General features: G+C 72.1%; 20 protein-coding genes. 8 read left to right on the forward strand and 12 right to left on the reverse strand.

The window, feature by feature from the left end:
* Positions 1–87 precede the first annotated feature (87 nt).
* Complete coding sequence (locus tag ACGFIW_RS11235; RefSeq protein ID WP_393313060.1) at positions 88–1,431, reverse strand: M16 family metallopeptidase; 1,344 nt, start codon at positions 1,429–1,431, stop codon at positions 88–90.
* Positions 1,428–2,717: a M16 family metallopeptidase gene (locus ACGFIW_RS11240; RefSeq protein WP_393313063.1), complete on the reverse strand. Its 1,290-nt coding sequence runs from the start codon at positions 2,715–2,717 to the stop codon at positions 1,428–1,430. Before ACGFIW_RS11240 ends, ACGFIW_RS11235 begins: the two co-directional genes overlap by 4 nt.
* Positions 2,718–2,817: 100 nt before the next feature.
* Between ACGFIW_RS11240 and ACGFIW_RS11245 the strand changes: the two genes are divergently transcribed.
* Positions 2,818–3,555 (forward strand): phosphodiesterase, encoded by a 738-nt coding sequence (locus tag ACGFIW_RS11245; protein WP_393313066.1) that lies wholly within the window; start codon positions 2,818–2,820, stop codon positions 3,553–3,555.
* On the opposite strand, the gene ACGFIW_RS11250 is transcribed toward ACGFIW_RS11245, so the two are convergent.
* On the reverse strand, positions 3,522–3,740 hold the full coding sequence (locus ACGFIW_RS11250) for a hypothetical protein (protein WP_393313069.1): 219 nt from the start codon (positions 3,738–3,740) through the stop codon (positions 3,522–3,524). The genes ACGFIW_RS11245 and ACGFIW_RS11250 overlap by 34 nt on opposite strands.
* Before the next feature lie 274 nt (positions 3,741–4,014).
* Between ACGFIW_RS11250 and ACGFIW_RS11255 the strand changes: the two genes are divergently transcribed.
* From ACGFIW_RS11255 to ACGFIW_RS11265, 3 genes are all read left to right on the forward strand, one after another.
* Positions 4,015–5,109 (forward strand): 3-deoxy-7-phosphoheptulonate synthase, encoded by a 1,095-nt coding sequence (locus tag ACGFIW_RS11255; protein ID WP_393313072.1) that lies wholly within the window; start codon positions 4,015–4,017, stop codon positions 5,107–5,109.
* Between the two features lie 486 nt (positions 5,110–5,595).
* Entirely contained in the window at positions 5,596–5,820 is a 225-nt protein-coding gene (locus ACGFIW_RS11260) for a hypothetical protein (protein WP_393313075.1), read from the forward strand.
* Between the two features lie 23 nt (positions 5,821–5,843).
* Positions 5,844–6,038 (forward strand): hypothetical protein, encoded by a 195-nt coding sequence (locus ACGFIW_RS11265; protein WP_393313078.1) that lies wholly within the window; start codon positions 5,844–5,846, stop codon positions 6,036–6,038.
* 54 nt (positions 6,039–6,092) lie between these two features.
* Here the strand turns inward: ACGFIW_RS11265 and ACGFIW_RS11270 are convergent, their stop codons facing one another.
* Genes ACGFIW_RS11270 through ACGFIW_RS11280 form a run of 3 tightly spaced genes read right to left on the reverse strand, consistent with a single transcriptional unit; the run spans position 6,093 to position 7,370 of the window.
* Positions 6,093–6,635, reverse strand: a complete 543-nt coding sequence (locus ACGFIW_RS11270) for a DUF1360 domain-containing protein (protein ID WP_393313081.1) — start codon at positions 6,633–6,635, stop codon at positions 6,093–6,095.
* 55 nt (positions 6,636–6,690) lie between these two features.
* Positions 6,691–7,029 carry a hypothetical protein gene (locus ACGFIW_RS11275; protein ID WP_393313084.1) on the reverse strand — a complete coding sequence of 113 codons (339 nt, stop codon included), beginning with the start codon at positions 7,027–7,029 and terminating at the stop codon, positions 6,691–6,693.
* On the reverse strand, positions 7,029–7,370 hold the full coding sequence (locus ACGFIW_RS11280; RefSeq protein ID WP_393313087.1) for a DUF6158 family protein: 342 nt from the start codon (positions 7,368–7,370) through the stop codon (positions 7,029–7,031). The genes ACGFIW_RS11275 and ACGFIW_RS11280 overlap by 1 nt, the downstream gene beginning before the upstream one ends.
* Positions 7,371–7,501: 131 nt before the next feature.
* Between ACGFIW_RS11280 and ACGFIW_RS11285 the strand changes: the two genes are divergently transcribed.
* On the forward strand, positions 7,502–7,924 hold the full coding sequence (locus ACGFIW_RS11285) for a hypothetical protein (RefSeq protein ID WP_393313090.1): 423 nt from the start codon (positions 7,502–7,504) through the stop codon (positions 7,922–7,924).
* Positions 7,925–7,950: 26 nt separating this feature from the next.
* Positions 7,951–8,280, forward strand: coding sequence for a DUF3817 domain-containing protein (locus ACGFIW_RS11290; protein WP_357067037.1), 330 nt, complete (start codon positions 7,951–7,953; stop codon positions 8,278–8,280).
* A 49-nt stretch (positions 8,281–8,329) separates the two neighbouring features.
* Here the strand turns inward: ACGFIW_RS11290 and ACGFIW_RS11295 are convergent, their stop codons facing one another.
* Positions 8,330–8,830 (reverse strand): DUF6232 family protein, encoded by a 501-nt coding sequence (locus ACGFIW_RS11295; protein ID WP_393313094.1) that lies wholly within the window; start codon positions 8,828–8,830, stop codon positions 8,330–8,332.
* A 510-nt stretch (positions 8,831–9,340) separates the two neighbouring features.
* Between ACGFIW_RS11295 and ACGFIW_RS11300 the strand changes: the two genes are divergently transcribed.
* Complete coding sequence (locus tag ACGFIW_RS11300; protein ID WP_393313097.1) at positions 9,341–10,318, forward strand: NlpC/P60 family protein; 978 nt, start codon at positions 9,341–9,343, stop codon at positions 10,316–10,318.
* Between the two features lie 74 nt (positions 10,319–10,392).
* Here the strand turns inward: ACGFIW_RS11300 and ACGFIW_RS11305 are convergent, their stop codons facing one another.
* The 4 genes from ACGFIW_RS11305 to ACGFIW_RS11320 form a co-directional block, all read right to left on the reverse strand.
* Positions 10,393–11,382, reverse strand: a complete 990-nt coding sequence (locus ACGFIW_RS11305; protein ID WP_357554940.1) for a sigma-70 family RNA polymerase sigma factor — start codon at positions 11,380–11,382, stop codon at positions 10,393–10,395.
* A gap of 378 nt (positions 11,383–11,760) precedes the next feature.
* Positions 11,761–12,702 (reverse strand): N-acetylmuramic acid 6-phosphate etherase, encoded by a 942-nt coding sequence (murQ, locus tag ACGFIW_RS11310; RefSeq protein WP_393313102.1) that lies wholly within the window; start codon positions 12,700–12,702, stop codon positions 11,761–11,763.
* On the reverse strand, positions 12,699–13,613 hold the full coding sequence (locus ACGFIW_RS11315) for a MurR/RpiR family transcriptional regulator (RefSeq protein ID WP_393313105.1): 915 nt from the start codon (positions 13,611–13,613) through the stop codon (positions 12,699–12,701). Before ACGFIW_RS11315 ends, murQ begins: the two co-directional genes overlap by 4 nt.
* A gap of 74 nt (positions 13,614–13,687) precedes the next feature.
* Complete coding sequence (locus tag ACGFIW_RS11320; protein ID WP_393313107.1) at positions 13,688–14,704, reverse strand: NAD-dependent epimerase/dehydratase family protein; 1,017 nt, start codon at positions 14,702–14,704, stop codon at positions 13,688–13,690.
* Positions 14,705–14,863: 159 nt separating this feature from the next.
* Between ACGFIW_RS11320 and ACGFIW_RS11325 the strand changes: the two genes are divergently transcribed.
* Positions 14,864–15,556, forward strand: a complete 693-nt coding sequence (locus ACGFIW_RS11325) for an SDR family NAD(P)-dependent oxidoreductase (protein WP_393313110.1) — start codon at positions 14,864–14,866, stop codon at positions 15,554–15,556.
* Here the strand turns inward: ACGFIW_RS11325 and ACGFIW_RS11330 are convergent.
* A complete protein-coding gene (locus ACGFIW_RS11330) occupies positions 15,541–16,212 on the reverse strand; it encodes a thymidylate kinase (protein ID WP_393314013.1) in 672 nt (223 codons plus the stop codon). The two genes, ACGFIW_RS11325 and ACGFIW_RS11330, sit on opposite strands and share 16 nt — an antisense overlap.
* Positions 16,213–16,217: the final 5 nt, after the last annotated feature.

The raw sequence follows: 16,217 nt of genomic DNA on the forward strand, positions 1-16,217 counted from the left end.
GGTGATCAAGAAGTTCGCGTCAGAAATCGCCTTCCGCCTGACGCGAACTTCTTGATCAACGGCGCGAGCAGCGGTGGAGTGGGTGGGTTAGGGGTGGTCGAGCAGGTTGCCCAGGGCGGCGGCCTCCAGGTCGTCGCGGATGAGCGCCGCGTCGCCCTCGATGACCAGGGTCAGCGCGTCCGGGTGCAGGTGGGTGGCCGCCGCCGCGGACACCTGGTCCACGTCGGCGGCGAGCAGCGACTCCCGCAACCGGGCGTGGTAGTCGTCCGGCAGGTCGTGCACCACGAGCGTGGTCAGCGCGGACGCGATCGCCCGGGGGCTCTGCAACTCGACCGAGAGCTGCCCGGCCCGCCAGGACCGGGCCACCTCCAGCTCGTCCTCGGTCACCCCGGCGGCCTGGGTACGGCTGATCTCACCCACCGCCTCGACCAGGGCCGGCACGGTGACCGCGGTCTGCACACCGGAGCTGACCCCGAACCGGCCGAAGCGCCGGGACGAGGCGAAGTCACCCCGAACGCCGTAGGTGTAGCCGTGCACCTCGCGCAGCAGGTGGTTGAGCCGGGAGGTGAACGCCCCGCCGAGCACCGTGCCGGCGAGCGTCATCGCCACGTGGTCGGGGTGCGCCCGGTGCGGCGACGGGTGCCCCAGCCGCAGCGTGGACTGCACCGAACCGGGCCGGTCCACCAGGATGATCCGCCGCCCGGCCTGAAGCGGCACCTCGATCGGGCCGCCCCGCCCGGCCGGGCCCCCGCCGGTGCCGGCGAACGCCGCGGCGGCCAGCGCGTCCAGGTCGATCCGGTCCAGGTCGCCGGCGACGATCAGGGTGCCGGGGCGCAGGAACCACTCCGAGTGGAAGACCGTCACGTCCTCCACGTCCAGTCCGGCGACCGACTCCGGGTCGCCGTACATCGGCCGGCCCCAGCGGTTCTGGGCGCCGAACAGGTCCGCGCGCAGCGCGGCGTCGGCCCGGGGGCCCGGGTTGGCCCAGTCCATCCGCAGCGCGGTCGCCTCGTCGTCGCGGACCCGGCGTACGTCGGCGGGATCCAGCCGGGGCGTCCGGACCGCCTCGGCGAGCAGCTCCACCGCGGCGCTGAGCCGGTCCACCGGGACCACCACGCTGGCCTGGAACGAGTCCCAGTCCAGCCCGGTCGTCAACGCCGTGCCGAGCCCCTCGACGGCGAGCGCGTACGCGGCGGCGTCCCGCTGTGCGGTGCCCTCCTCCAACGCCTTGGCCAGCACCCCGGACAGGCCCTCCTTGCCGACCGGCTCCTGGCTCGCACCCACGTCGAGCAGCAGCAGACCCACGGCGAGGTTCTGCCCCGGCAGGTGCGCGGCGACGACCTGGCCGCCGGCCACGGCGCGGCGTACCACCGGCGGGAACCGGTACGGGCGGGCGGCGCCCGGGCCGGGACGGTCGGCGATCAGCGTCATGAGGTCTCCTCGGGCAGGTAGGTCAGCAGCACCCGGTCGGTGGCGAGCACCTCGGCGGCGGCCTCGGCGATCTGCTCGGCGGTGACCGCGAGCAGGCCCGGCAACTGGTCCGCGATGCGGGCCGGGTCACCGAACTGCGTGGCGTACCGGCCGAGCAGGTCCGCGCGACCGTCCACCGTGGACAACTGACGCCACCAGCCGGTGCTCAGCAACGCCTTGGCCCGATCCAGCTCGGCGGCGGTGACCGGCACGGTGGCCAACTCGTCGACGACCTCGGCCAGCCCCTCGGCGAGCCGTTCGGCGCTCACTCCGGTGCGGGCGGTGGCGGTGGCGATCAGTGGTGCCGGGGCGTGCGCGAGGTCCACCCCGTACGCCCCGACCAGGTCCGGCTGGGCGATCCGTTCACCGTCGGCGAGCCGCTGGTAGAGCCGGCTGCCCCGGCCGCTGCCGAGGACGCTGGCGAGCACGGTGACCACGTCGTACCCGGGGCTGCCGAACGGGTAGGTGCGGTGGGCGATGTAGACCCGCGGCGCCGGCACGTCGGCGCTCACCGACTCGATGGCCGTCTGCCCGGTCGTCGGGACGTCGCGCCCGTCCGGGGCGGCCGGGATGTCGACGCGTGCCGGCAGCGCGCCAAAATACTTGTCGGCGAGCGCGAACACGTCGGACGCGGTGGCGTCACCGACGACGGTGAGCACGGCGTTGTTGGGCGCGTAGTAGGTCCGGTGGAACGCCTGGAAGGTGGCGAGGTCGGCGGCGTTCAGGTCGGCCATCGACCCGATCGTCGCGTGATGGTAGGGGTGCCCCGGCGGGTAGAGCAGCGGCAGCAGGCGCAGCCAGGCGTCCCCGTACGGGACGTTCTCGTACCGCTGCCGGCGCTCGTTCTTGACCACCTCGCGTTGGTTGTCCAGCGTCTCCTGGGTGAGCGCGGGGACCAGGCCGCCCATCCGGTCGGCCTCCAACCAGAGCGCCAACTCCAGGTGTTCGGCCGGGACCGTCTCGAAGTAGTTGGTGCGATCCGGATTGGTGGTGGCGTTGAGCGAGCCACCGGAGCCCTGGATCAGCTTCATGTGCTCGGTCTTCGCCACGTTCACCGAGCCCTCGAACATCAGGTGCTCGAAGAGGTGGGCGAAGCCGGTCTGCCCGGTCGGCTCGTGCCGGGAGCCGACGTCGTACCAGAGGTTGACGGCGACGGCCGGTGCGGTGCGGTCCTCACTCACCACCACGCGTAGGCCGTTGTCCAGTCGGGACGTCTCGATGGGCCAGGGGTAACCGCTGTCGGGCATACCCCGACGCTATCCGATCTCGCGGGCGGAAAGGTGACGTGTGGTCGGTCGGCGAGCCCACCCCGGGCATCGAGGCCGCCGCTCGGGGTACCGGAGGGCCATGACCGTCACTGGACCCCCGTCCCGGGCCGCCGCCGTCGTCGAACGTGCCAGCGCCGCGCTCGGCCGGCTGCGCCGCGGCCGGCTGCTGCATCCGTCCGGTCGCTCGTTCGCCGGCGAGGTGCTGATCTGGGGTACGCCCGGACCACCCACCGGGGTCGATCTGCTGGACGACCCCGGCCGGTACCGGGCCGCCGTCCGGCTCTCCAAGGGGACCCCCACCCCCGGCGGTTGGCCGGACGTGCTGGGCCTGGCGCTGCGCCTGCACCGGGACAGCGGCCGACCGTTCGACCTGTTGGTCAGCTCCAGCGGCGCCGCCCCGGTGCTGCGTAACCTGCCGCTGCCCCGACGCGCCTTCACCGGGACGTACAGCACGATCGTGGGTTATCGCGTGGCCCGGCGCCGGCTGTGGTTGGCCGCGCTGCCCGACCCCGATTCGGTAGACCTCGGGCGCAGCCTGAGCACGGTGGCCGCCGCCACCCGGACGGACACGCCGCGCCTGGTGCTCGCGGTCGCGTCCGCCGTCGGGCCGTGGCGGCCGGTGGGGCAGGTCAGCATCGGTACCCAGCTCAGCGCCGAGGAGGACGCCGCGCTCGCGTTCGACCCGGTGGGCAACCTGCCACCCGGCCTGCGGGCGGCGGGCCCGCTCGCCTGGCTGCGCGAGCAGACCTACCGGGGGTCCCGCCGGGCCCGTGGGGCCACTGCTCAGTCCGGCGGCTCGACCGCGACCACCGTCTGATCCGAGGTACGACGTTCCAACACCGTGTCCGGTGCCGCGTTCTGGTCTGCCTCCCGGAGGTCCGACTCGGCGAGGATGGCCGCGGCCTGCGCCTCCGGGTCGTCGCTGCCCACGGCGGCTTCCTCGGGCAGGAGGTGGTGGGCGCGGGACTCCACCCGCTCCTGATCGCTCTGCTCGTCAGTCATGGCCCCCCTGTTACCCCGACCGCACCTCGGGCACGCGGTGTTCGCCCCGCATCTTGGGACGATGGATCGGTCGATCGCCCCGGGTCGGGTACGCTGGCCCCCGTGACACGTTCCTATCGATGGTTTAGGCAGCCGGCTCGCACGCCGGTGACTTCACCATGAACTGACGTCACCGCGGACCGAGCCGGCTGGGCAGGAGCTGTCGTTCCTGCCCTTTTGCGTACGAGCAGCCGGCTCGTCCCGGGCACCGGCCCCGGGCACGGTCGGCGGAAGGATGCCCACCGTGACGACCCCGGAGACCGATCGGGTCAGCGATCAGCGGATCGACCGTGTTGTGCCGCTGACCACGCCCGCCCTGCTGCACCACGAGTTGCCCCTGGACGCCTCGCTCGCGTCGGCCGTGCTGACCGGCCGTCGCGCGGTGGGTCGCGTGCTGGACCGCGAGGACGACCGCCTGCTGGTGGTGGTCGGCCCCTGCTCGGTGCACGACCCGGCAGCAGCACTCGACTACGCGCAGCGCCTTCGTGCGGCGGCCGACCGGCTGGCCGACGACCTGCTGATCGTCATGCGGGTCTACTTCGAGAAGCCACGCTCCACGGTCGGCTGGAAGGGCCTGATCAACGATCCGGGCCTGGACGGCAGCGGGGACGTCAACACCGGCCTGCGGCTGGCCCGGGCGCTGCTGCTCGACGTGCTGCGGGTCGGGCTGCCGGTGGGCTGCGAGTTCCTCGACCCGATCACTCCGCAGTACATCGCGGACACGGTGGCCTGGGGCGCGATCGGTGCCCGCACCGTGGAGAGTCAGGTGCACCGCCAGCTCGCCTCCGGTCTGTCCATGCCGATCGGCATGAAGAACCGCCCGGACGGCAGCATCGGCACGGCGGTGGACGCGATCCGCGCCGCCGGGGTGCCACACGTCTTCCCCGGCATCGATTTCTCCGGCACCCCGGCAATCATGCACACGCGGGGCAACACGGACGGTCACCTGGTGCTGCGCGGTGGGGGCGGCCGGCCCAACTACGACGCGGACTCGGTGGCCGGGGCGCTCGACCTGCTTCGCGCGGCCGACCTGCCGGAGCGCCTGGTGATCGACGCCAGTCACGCCAACAGTGGCAAGGACCACCGCAACCAGCCCAAGGTCGCCGCCGACGTGGCCGCCCAGTTGGCCGCCGGCCAGCGCGGGATCACCGGCGTGATGTTGGAGTCCTTCCTGCTGCCCGGTCGCCAGGAGCTCGACCCGACCCGGGAGCTGGAGTACGGCCGGTCGGTCACCGACGCCTGCCTCGGCTGGGACGACACCGCCGAGGTGCTCGGCCACCTGGCCTCGGCCGTGCGGGCCCGGCGGGCCACCCTGCCGACGACAGTGTGACCGCCGACACTGCGCCGCACGGAACACGAGCGGGGGTCGGCTCGTTGACTGGGGTGTCGGTGTGTCCAGTGTCCCCGGGCCTCACCTAAATAGCCTTCGCGGAATACCGTCCGGCTGGAGCCGCGTAGTGCCACTCGCCGAGAGGCGACCTGCACACCGACACCAGCGCCGCCCCCGGCTCACGAGGCCGGGGGCGGCGCTGTCTCTGGTCTCGTCTGCCCGAACTCGGACCGGGCCGGACGGGCCGAGACGACCGAACGGGCCGGGACGACCGAACGGGCCGGGACGACCGAACGGGCATCAGCCGCTTCCTTTGCTCTGCACCCGCCCATGCACCGCCTACGGTGCGTGACTGGCGCGTGGGCGGGTGCAGAGCAAAGGGAGAACAAAGGCAGGGCAGGGGACCCCCGCGAGGGCGTTCACCCGGCGGCGCAGACGAGCCACCGGGGCACGTTTGACCGATTCCGCCCCGGGTAGCTGATCGGCGTGACCGACGACGCATCCCAGGCCGGCGAGCCGGACACCCAGGCCCTCGACGACCTGCTCGACGACATCTACCGGGCGCAGGAGCGGGTCGAACAGGCGGAGATCTACCGCCACGCGGTGGCCGCCGAACTTCCGCCGGACCTGCTCGCCCGCATCGACGCGCTGCCCGAGGGCGAATACGCGGTGGACGAGGCCAGCGACCTCCTGGGCGGTTCGATCGGCTGAGCGACCGCAGAAGGGACACCGACATGACGCATCACGAGGACCACGACGAGAAGGTGCCGGCGCTGGGTCAACCGCCGAAGGGCAGGGACACCACGCCCGAGCCGGACTTCGCCAACGAACACGACCGCACCGCGGTGGACCGGGACATCATCACCGGGGAGGACGAGGACGACCGGGAGCCGGAGTCGCCGCACGGCTGGTCCGGCATGCAGCGCTGAGGTACGTACGACAAGGGGGCCGGCGGACGCCGGCCCCCTTTCGCGTCTCCTCGGTCAGTCGTCGTCGTGGTGCCCACCCTCGGCGGCCTGCTGCGCCATCGCGTACGCCATCTGGAGAAAGTCGGACGCGGCGACCGCCGTCAACGCGGTGGCCACCAGCCGGGTCAGCCGGGGTGCGAGCACCAGGCCACCGGTCAGCCCGGTGGCCACCCAGACCGCCAGGCAGAACGGGCAGCTCAGCAGCTCGCCGATGGCGTGCCGGGTGGGACTGCCCGAGTCGCGGACCTGCTCCATCACCTCACCGCTGCCGATCGGGCGGTCATAACGGGTGAACGGCGCCCGCAGCGGGCTGGTCACCGCGTCCTTGGACAGCAGCCGGCTCAGCTTGTGCGTGGCGATGGAGAGCAACACCACGTCGGACGGGGTGGGACGCTCCGGCACCGGTCGACCGGTCGCCTTGACCAGACCGGCGAGCGCACCGGTCACCCCGGCGTAGGCGCCCATGGCCACCAGGTAGCCGCCGAGCGGCCGGTGTTCGTGGGGCGCGTACGCCCGGCGCAGCCGCGTCGCCCTCTGTCGCAGGCCAGTGTCGCTCACCCGGTCTCCTTACCTCTTGTGATGTGGTGCGGGAGCGGCGTCCCGCGCGGCCGCCTCAGCCTGCCTGGAGGTTGTCGGCGACCTCGCGTGCCAGGTTGGTGAGCGCCTCGTCGGCCAACTGGTCCGGGTCCGGCCCGCCCGATCCGTCGGCAAGGTCGAGCTGGATCCGGGCGCCACCGGAATCGGCCGGCTCCACCCGGATCTCGGCGGACCAGTCGTCGGCGTCGCCGTCCCCCCACCGGGCCCGCAACTCGGCTTCGCTGATCTCCGCGGCGGGGCTGCCGTCGCCGCGCAGCGGCTCCGGCAGCCAGGCCGAGGCACGGTCGGGGTCGGTAGCGGTGTTGAACACCACCTCGGGTGGCGCGGACATCCCGCGCACCGCACGCGCCGGCATCAGGAGTCCCGCAGACGGTTGGGGTCGACCTCCCGGCCCGGGTGACGCGCCAGGTATTCGGTCTCGAGCTCGGCGGTGCGCCGCAGGTGGTTGGCGAGCGCCGAGTCCGCCGCGTGCCGCAGGGTGTCCAGGCGGGTGCGGTGCAGGCTGTGCATCTCGCGGATCAGATCCTCGTCGGTCAACTCCGTCGGGTCGATGCCGAGCACGTCGCCGTCGGGGTCCGTGGCGCCCACCGGGTCGGCGAGCTGATCTCCACCCCACTCGGGCACCCGCTGCTCCGGGCTCATGTCCGTGCTGCCGCTGGACGCAAAACCGTCCTCACGTACCGATCCGGTCATCATCGCCCCCCTTGATCTCGTTTGGGCTGGCGTCTAGACGATTGCCCATGCGTGGTGACGCCAAACCATCCCGGCCGTGCGACAACTACGACACGGTGTCGGAGACCGGCGGCGTCCCCGGTACCCTCGATGCCATGAGGCGGCTCTGGACCCCGGCGTGGATCGCACGCCACGTGGCCATGGTCGTGCTGGTCGTGGGCTTCCTCGGGCTGGGCTGGTGGCAGATCAGCCGGGCCACCGCCGGCAACAGCCTGAGCTGGGGGTACGCGGTCGAGTGGCCGATCTTCGCCGGCTTCGTGGTCTATGTCTGGTGGCGTGAGGTGAAGCTGGCCCGCCGCCGGGCGGCCGACGGCGACGCGCCGCCGGCCGAACCGGCCGCCGAGCCCGAGCCGGCGGTCGCCGCAGGATCCCGACCGGCGGTACGCCGACCGGTGCGGGTGTCCCGGGTGTCGTCCGGTGGCGACGCCGTCGAGGACAGCGACCTGGCCGCCTACAACCACTACCTGTCATGGTTGAGCGCCAATCCGGGCGCCCGACCCGGTGACTATCCCGGCTGAGCCGGGCTCGGAAGGACGGAACCAAGGTGGGCGCTGCCCTTACCCGGTACCGCGCGATCGCCTGGATCGTGGGTGTCGTGCTGATCCTGCTGGTCGTGATCGGCATGCCGCTGAAGTACGTGTTCGACAACGCGGTGGTGGTGGAGACGGTGGGGCCGGCGCACGGCTTCCTCTACATGATCTACCTGGTGGCCGCGTTCGACCTGAGCCGTCGGGCGGACTGGCCGCTGAAGCGGATGCTGCTGGTGATGCTGGCCGGCACCGTTCCGTTCGTCTCGTTCTACGCCGAGCGCCGGGTCAGCGCCTGGGTGGCCGCGCCGCAGGAGCAGCGGGCTCCGGAGCCGGTCGCCCGCTGAGCGACGGGTGGGCCGACGCCCCGCTCGGCGCGGGCCCACCGTCGTCGCCTCAGCGGCTGGGCCGCCACGGTTCGGTCGAGGCGAGCGGGTCGACCCAGCCGCCGTACCGGTTCATCTCCCGGGCCCGCAGCAACGCCCGGGTGACCTGACCGAACTGACGCTCGTCGTCGGCACTGAAGAGCAGCGTCTCCGCTCCCCCGTACCACCCCCACAGCTCGTGTGGCGGCGGTCGCCACCGATCGCCGACCAGGGCGAGCGCCCCGGGCAGCAGGAAAACCGCGCCGAGGATGAGGTACGCCCCGGCGGTCAGGTGTTGCAGCCCACCGGTGAAGCCGAGCAGCAGCCCGACGCCGCCGAGCATGCCGGCGGTGATGGCGACGGCCCGGACGGCGATCCGGTCGTGCGGGCCCCGGGTGGTACGCAGATGGGTGAGGTCGGCGACCCGGTAACTGGTTCGGCCGACGGTGAACCGGTCGACGGTCACGATGATGCCGGGTCGCGCGTACAACAGGGTCGACCGGGCGCCCGGTACCGTTCGCGGCGGTCGCACGTTTGCGCCTTCACGATTCACGGTTCCTCCCGCGGGGGACGGTTGGCCGAGTGGCCCGGCGGTGGCAGATACCGATATCCGCCGACGGGATTCCCGGCTTCAGCCCTCATTGTGTTGGTGCGTGGCCAGCCGACCTGGGCATTTACCGGCTTCCCAGCGTGCACCCCGGCGAGGGAGATCGCCAGGAAACCGCATCCATTTCGTCTTTTGTCGGTTATGGCGGTCGGGGATCCGGCGGTATACGCCCGGAACGACGAAAGTCGTATATCCGTCACCGGTCGCGAAAGGGGCTTTGCGCACGCCTCAGCAGCCGCCGGCAGCGCCACCCACCGCACCGGCCCGAGCCGCCACTCCTCCCACATTCGCCCCGGCTTCAACTGCGAGCGACATCCGTCCCGGGTTAGGTTGTGTAAGCCGGTCTGGCCCAGTGCCGTCCGCCCGGATGGCCCCGGCCGGTGTCGCCGAGGGCGTCAGCAGCCCCAGCGACCGTGGGAGAGGGGCCTTCCGCTCTTGTCATCCCTGAGAAACCTGCTGCGTACCGTGGCGCTGGCCGGCATGTCGGCCGCGCTTATCGCTCCGACGGCGGTGGCTCACGCCGAGCCGTCCCCCGCCGATCTGACCCGCCGGATCGAGACGTCCTCGGCCGAGTTGGAACGGGTCGTGGAGTCGTACAACAAGTTGCGTGAGGAGATCAAGACCAACGAGGCGTCGGCGGCCCGATTACAGGCCCGCATCGGCCCGCTGGAACAACAGGCCGAGCAGAGCCGGGCCGACGTGACCGAGTTGGCCACCACCGCGTACAAGAGCGGCGGCCTGCGGACCGCGGACGCCCTGCTGCGTCCCGGCGGTTCCGCCGCGCTGCTGGACCGGCTGAGCACGCTCGACCAGCTGACCCGCCAGCGGCAGGAGCGCATCTCCGGCTTCACCGCCGACCAGCGGCGCCTGCTGGACGAGAAGGCCGCCCTGGACGCGACACTGAAGCGGCAGGCCGCGCGGGCCCGTCAGCTCGCGGCGGGCAGGAAGCAGATCGAACAGGATCTGGCCAAGCTGTACGAGCTCCGTCGGCAGGCGTACGGGGCGGCGACCGAGCGTCCCGAGCCCAAGGCCGCGGCCGCCGAGGCCAAGAACGTACCCGCGGTGGCCGGTGCTGCCGGCACCGCTGTGCGCTACGCGTTCGGTGCCGTGGGCAAGCCGTACGTCTGGGCAGCCGACGGGCCGAACGGCTACGACTGCTCCGGGCTGACCTCGGCAGCCTGGCGGGCGGCCGGGAAGTCCCTGCCGCACAACACCCGGTCGCAGTGGGGTGTCGTCGCGCACATCGGTCGGGGTGATCTCCGCCCTGGTGACCTGGTCTTCTACAGCGGGCTCGGGCACGTCGCCCTCTACGTGGGCGACGGCCAGGTGATCGACGCGCCAAGCGCCGGCCGTAACGTGCTCAGGCGAGGTATGAACATCATGCCGATCCAGGGCTACGGCCGGGTTCGCTAGTCACCCGACCGGCAACGGCGAACGGCCGGCGTCCCCCTATCGGACGCCGGCCGTTCGCCGTCATTACTACCAGGTCAGGCGGCCTGTAGCCCCTCCGCCCGGGCCAGCTCGCGCAGCCGGCCGAGGGCCTGGATCTCCAACTGCCGGATCCGCTCGCGGGACAGCGAGAACCGGGAGGCGACCTCGGTGAGCGAGTGCTCCCGGCCGTCCTCCAGCCCGTAGCGGGCCCGCATGATGCCGGCGGACCGGTCGTCGAGGTGGTTGAGCAGACCCTCGATGCGCTGCCGCTCCAGACCGCTGAGGACGATGTCCTCCGGCGACGGCGCGTCACTGTCGGCGACCAGGTCGCCGAGGTTGGTGTCGCCGTCGTCGCCCACCGGGGTGTCCAGCGAGACGGTGTCCTGCGACCAGCGGCGCAGCTCGTTGACCCGCTCGACGGTGACGCCGAGGGAGGCCGCGATCTGCTCCGGCTCCGGGTCGGCGCCCAGCTCACGGGTCAGCTGCCGGGCCACGTTGCGCATCCGGTTGACGTCCTCCACGAGGTGCACCGGCAGGCGGACGGTGCGCTCCTGCTGGGCGATCGCCCGGCTGATCGCCTGGCGGATCCACCAGGTGGCATAGGTGGAGAACTTGTAACCACGCTCGTAGTCGAACTTCTCGACCGCCCGGACCAGGCCGGTGTTGCCCTCCTGGATCAGATCCAGCATGGGCATGCCCGAACGCACGTAACGGCGGGCGATCGACACGACGAGTCGGAGGTTGGCGCGGATGAAGAGGTCCTTCGCGCGCTCTCCCTCGACGACCAGCCACTCCAGGTCGGCCCGGTCCACACCGGCGGGGACGGCTTCCTCACCGAGCAGGTGCTCGGCGTAGAGGCCGGCCTCGATAGCCTTGGAGAGATCGACCTCCTTGGCGGCGTCCAGCAGTGGCGTCCGGGAGATCTCGTGCAGGTAGACGCCGACCAGGTCGCGCTCCTCGGCAACCTCGTCGGTTCGCATGCCGATGTTCTTGTCCACGTTGCCCACGGTCCCCTCGCTCGCGCCGGTTGCCCGGTTCCTTGCCATTCCCCACGTCCGTCAACCCCTGGTAACTTCTGCTGTGCCCACCGGTGCTGACACCTACACAACAGATGAGACGTGTCGGGGATTCCATGTCGTGAGTCGAAAGTGTCACGAATGCCTGAGTAATAGCTGAGAGCGCGGTCCATGTTTGCTGTCAGCATCCCGTCGGATGGCTCGCCGCTGGGCACCACGCACGGGTTACGCACCATGGCAACACCGCCCGCCGTGGGGGCACAGCGACCCGGGTCACCACCGCGCTGCGATCCTGGTCACTGCCAGATACGCACCGGAGGACCGCTCGGTTCATCGTCGAGGGTGTTATTACCCCCCCGGCCAGATGAACAATCCGAGGCTTCGTTCGCTTCCCGGGGGCGCGTGCGGCTAGGACGCGAGCAGGGCGAGCGCCCCGCGTACCTGGTCGGCGGAGCGGGCCAGCGCGGCCCGGGCGGCGTCCACCTCGGCACCGGAGACCAGGGAAACCAGCGCCGTCTTCAGGTCCCCGTCGGCCTCCACGAGCGCCTGCCGGGAGACCTCCTCCGCACAACCGGTGGCCTCGACCAGAATCGAGATCATTCGGCCGCGGAGTTTCGCGTTGGTGGCCACCATATCGATCATGAGGTTCGAGTAGACCCGCCCAAGGCGCACCATGACGGCTGTCGAGAACGTGTTGAGCACCAACTTCTGCGCCGTGCCCGCCTTCATCCGGGTCGACCCGGCGACCACCTCGGGTCCGGTGTCCACCCCGATGAACACGTCCACCGACCGGGCGGCCTCGGCCTCCGGATTGGCGCACAGCAGCACCGTCGAAGCGCCCTTGGCGCGGGCCGCGGCGAGCGCCCCGAGGACGTACGGGGTGCGTCCGCTGGCCGCCAGACCGACCACCAGGTCACCGCCGCGTACACAACTGGCCGCCTCGACCGCGCCGCCCCGGTCGTCGTCCTCGGCGTCCTCCACGGCCCGCCACATGGCGTCCGGGCCCCCGGCAAGGTGGGCGCAGAACCAGTGTCGGGGCGAGTTGAAGGTGGGGGCCAGCTCGGCCGCGTCGAGCACACCGAGCCGACCGGAGGTGCCGGCCCCGAAGTAGTGCACCCGGTGGCCGCCGCGCAGGGCCTCGACGGCCAGGTCGACGGTGGTGGCGATCTCGTCGAGCACCGCGGCGACCGCCGCCGGCACCCGCCGGTCGGCTTCGTTGATCACGGTGAGGACGTCCCGCGTCGACATCAGGTCGAGGTCGACGCTGAGCGGGTTGCGCCGTTCGGTGGGTGCGCCCACCCGGACCGTCGGGCGAACGGGCGGTGCGGGCAGGTCCGCACCGGCCGTCATGCCCGCCTCCGGTTGACACCCACCCGGTGCGACTGGACCGCCTCGGCGGTCGCCTCCAGGGCCTTGCGGGCCCGCGCCCGGTTGCGGGCGGCCACCCCGACGAAGAGGCAGTCGACCACGGTGAGCTGGGCCAGCCGGCTGGCTGTCGCGCCGGAGCGGTAGGTGGTCTCCCGAGCCGCCGTGGTCAGCACGAAGTCGGCCACCTCGGTGATCGGCGAGCGGGGGAAGTTGGTTAACGCCACGGTGCCGGCACCCCGAGTGCGGGCCTGCTCCAGCACCTCGATCACGTCGGAGGTCGTGCCGCTGTGCGAGATGCCGATCGCCACGTCGCCCCGGCCGAGGAGGGCGGCCGAGGTCAGCGCCGTGTGCACGTCCGGGAAGTAGAAGGCGATCCGGCCGATGCGGTGCAGCTTCTGCTGGAAGTCCGATGCGACGAACCCGCTGGCGCCGGCGCCGTAGATGTCGATCCGGCCGGCGCTGTTGATCGCTTCGACCACCTGCTCACAGACGGCGGGGTCGAGCTGTTCGGCAGTCTCCTCGACCGCGCGGGCGTCGTTGAACGCGATGGTGGCGATGATCTGGGCGAGGTCGGCGCCGGGCGGGATGTCGCCGCCGACCACCCGGGCGTCGGGTGGTTCGATCCGGCGGGCGGCCTCGGCGGCGAGCCGGATGCGGAGTTGCGGATAGCCGTCCATGCCGACCGAGCGGCAGAACCGGATGACTGTCGCCTCCGATGTCTCCGCCGCGGTGGCGAGGTCGGTGATGGTCCGCCGGGAGGCGGCGGCCGGGTCGGACACGACCAGCCGGGCAACCCGCTGCTCGGCGGGAGACAGCGACGGCAACAGCCCGCTGATGTGGACGATCAGCCCACCGGGCTCCTGACTCGCAGAAATCTTCGGACTCTTCGCCACGGGTGAAACTTACTTTCACCAAGCGTGAGCGTCAACCATGACTGGCCGGGACGGGAAAACAGCCGACCGCCCGACTACCGGTCCCGCACAGCCTGCCACTCCCGCAATACCGCCGCCTCACCCGCCGGGTCGAGTCCGCCCTGCGGTACGGCGGCCGGGTCCGCTGCCATCCATTCCGCGGTCGCCCGAACAGTGTCCGACAGTGGACGGATCGCCAGCCCGGCGCCCAGAGCCGGTGTGGCATCCCGGTCCATCAGACCACCGGACTCCGGCAGCCGCACCCAGAGTGGCAGGGCCCGCTCCCCCGACCACTCGCGGACGTCGTGGGTCAGAAGGAAATCCTGGTCGACCCAGGTGAGGGTCGGATCGGCGACACCCAACCCGGCGGCCACCCCGTGCAGCAGGTCGGCCCGGGACATCGCCGGTCCGGTGCCGTCGTACGTGCCGGCGAGGCCGGTGCCGGCGGCGTGCAGCAGCCAGCCCGCCAGATCGGCCACGTCCACGAACTGCACCCGGTCGGTCGGGCGGCCGGGTGCGAGCACCTCCCCACCCGCCGACAGCCGCCGCACCCAGTACGGGAAACGATCGCTCGGGTCCTCCGCGCCGACGATCAGCCCCGCCCGGCAGATGAACGAGCGGTCCACGCCCATCCGCTCCCGGACCAGCCGCTCGATGCTCACCTTGCACTCGCCGTACCAGCGGTGGTCCGGACCGACCGGACCGTCCACCTCCGGTGGTGCCGGCGGCAGCACCGGTGCGTCCGTTGCGGTCTGGCCGGGGGTGGTGTGGTCCGCGTACACCGAGATCGTCGACACGAACGACAGGTGGTCGACCCGCTCGGCGAGCACGTCGAGCGCGTGCCGGGCGTGACTGATCTGGCGGGTCACGTCGATCACGGCGTCGAAGCCCTCGTCGGCGAGCTGCGCCAGGGCCCCGGGATCGTCGCGGTCCACCGGCACGAACCGGACCCCGGGCGGCGCGACTCCGGACACGCCCCGGGCCGCGGCCGTCACGTCGTGACCCTGCTCGACGGCGAGCCGGGCCGTCGCCCGGCCAAGGAATCGAGTGCCACCCAGAATGAGAATCCGCATCGACCGATCCTGCGCCACCGAGGCCCGTTCGAACGACCCACTCTGCCCACGGCAGACCGCGATCATGAAGTTGTCGCCACTCACCTCGGGTCGCAGCAATGACCTCATGATCGACGAAGGGGGGTGGAGGGGGTGGGGGTGGGGCGTTAGCGTGGGCGCATGGTGGCGCAAAGCGTTCTGGTGACCGGGGGTTCCGGCGGGCTTGGCGGAGCGGTGGTGGCCGCGTTCGTCGAGGCGGGTTGGCGGGTGGTCGTACCGGAGCGGACCACTCGGCCCGGGTCGGAGCCGGCGGCGGACCAGCTGGTCCGGCTTGTCGCGGACCTGACCGAGCCGGCGGGCGCCGCGCGGGCGGTAGAGGTCGCCGCCGGTGAGTCGGCGGCGCCGCTGCGCGCGGTGGTCAACCTGGTCGGCGGGTACGCCAGCGGCGGCCTGGTGCACGAGACGCCGGTCGAGGACTTCGAGCGGATGCTCACCGTCAACCTGCGGCCCACCTACCTGGTCACCCAGGCCGCGTTGCCGCACCTGCTGGAGGCCGGCGGCGGCGCGGTGGTCTGCGTCGCGGCCCGCGCGGCGCTCGCCCCGTTCCCCGGCGCGGCCGGCTACGTGACCGCCAAGGCGGCGGTGCTGGCCCTCGCCAACGCGGTCGCGGTGGAGTACAGGTCCCGTAACGTGCGCTGCAACACCGTGCTGCCCAGCGTCATCGACACCCCGGCGAACCGGGCCGCCCAGCCCGACGCCGACCACTCCCGCTGGGTGGCACCGGCCGAGATCGCGTCGGTGATCCGGTTCCTCGCCTCGGCGGAGTCCGCGCCGACCAGCGGCGCCACCGTGCCGGTCTACGGGCGGGCCTGAGCCACCAGCGGTCCGTCATCACCCCGCGGCGCCCCGGGGGACGCCGGCAGCCAGGTCCCCAGGTGCGCCTGGATCTGCTCGGTCACCTCCTCGGCCGGGCGGCCCGCGTCCACAAGCACGAAGCTCGGATATTCGGGTAGCGCCCGGTAGGCGGTGTCCGCGGCGGTCAGCCAGCCCATCGTCTCGTGGTCGGTGCCGCGCTCCTCGATGCGCCGGTACGCCTCCGCGGGGTCGACGGCCAGCAGGAAGGTCACCTGCGGGGTCGGGAACAGTCGGTAGCCGGCGCGGGCCAGTCGCTCCCAGCGGTGCCCGCCATGCGCGCGGATGCTCGCGTACTGGCAGGCGGAGTAGCGGTCCATCACCGCCGTCCGGCCGGTGAGCAGGCAGCTGACCAGAGCCATGGCGATGGCGAGCCAGCGCAGCACGGACTCCACCGCCAGCACGCCGTCGCGCCCGACGAGCCGCTGCGCGTCCGGCCGCCCGAGGCGGTGGGCGAGCCGACCCAACCAGCGCCGGCCGCTGGCGTTGCGGCGATATTTCGCGGGGCGGCCGGCGGCAGTCAGCGCGTCGGCCAGTCGGTGTGCCTGAGTGGTCTTGCCGGAACCGTCGATGCCGATCAGGGCGACGGTGCGCAACCGGGCCCTGCCGCGTCGCATCCCCG

Source organism: Micromonospora sp. NPDC048935 (assembly GCF_043197875.1).
GTDB lineage: Bacteria > Actinomycetota > Actinomycetes > Mycobacteriales > Micromonosporaceae > Micromonospora.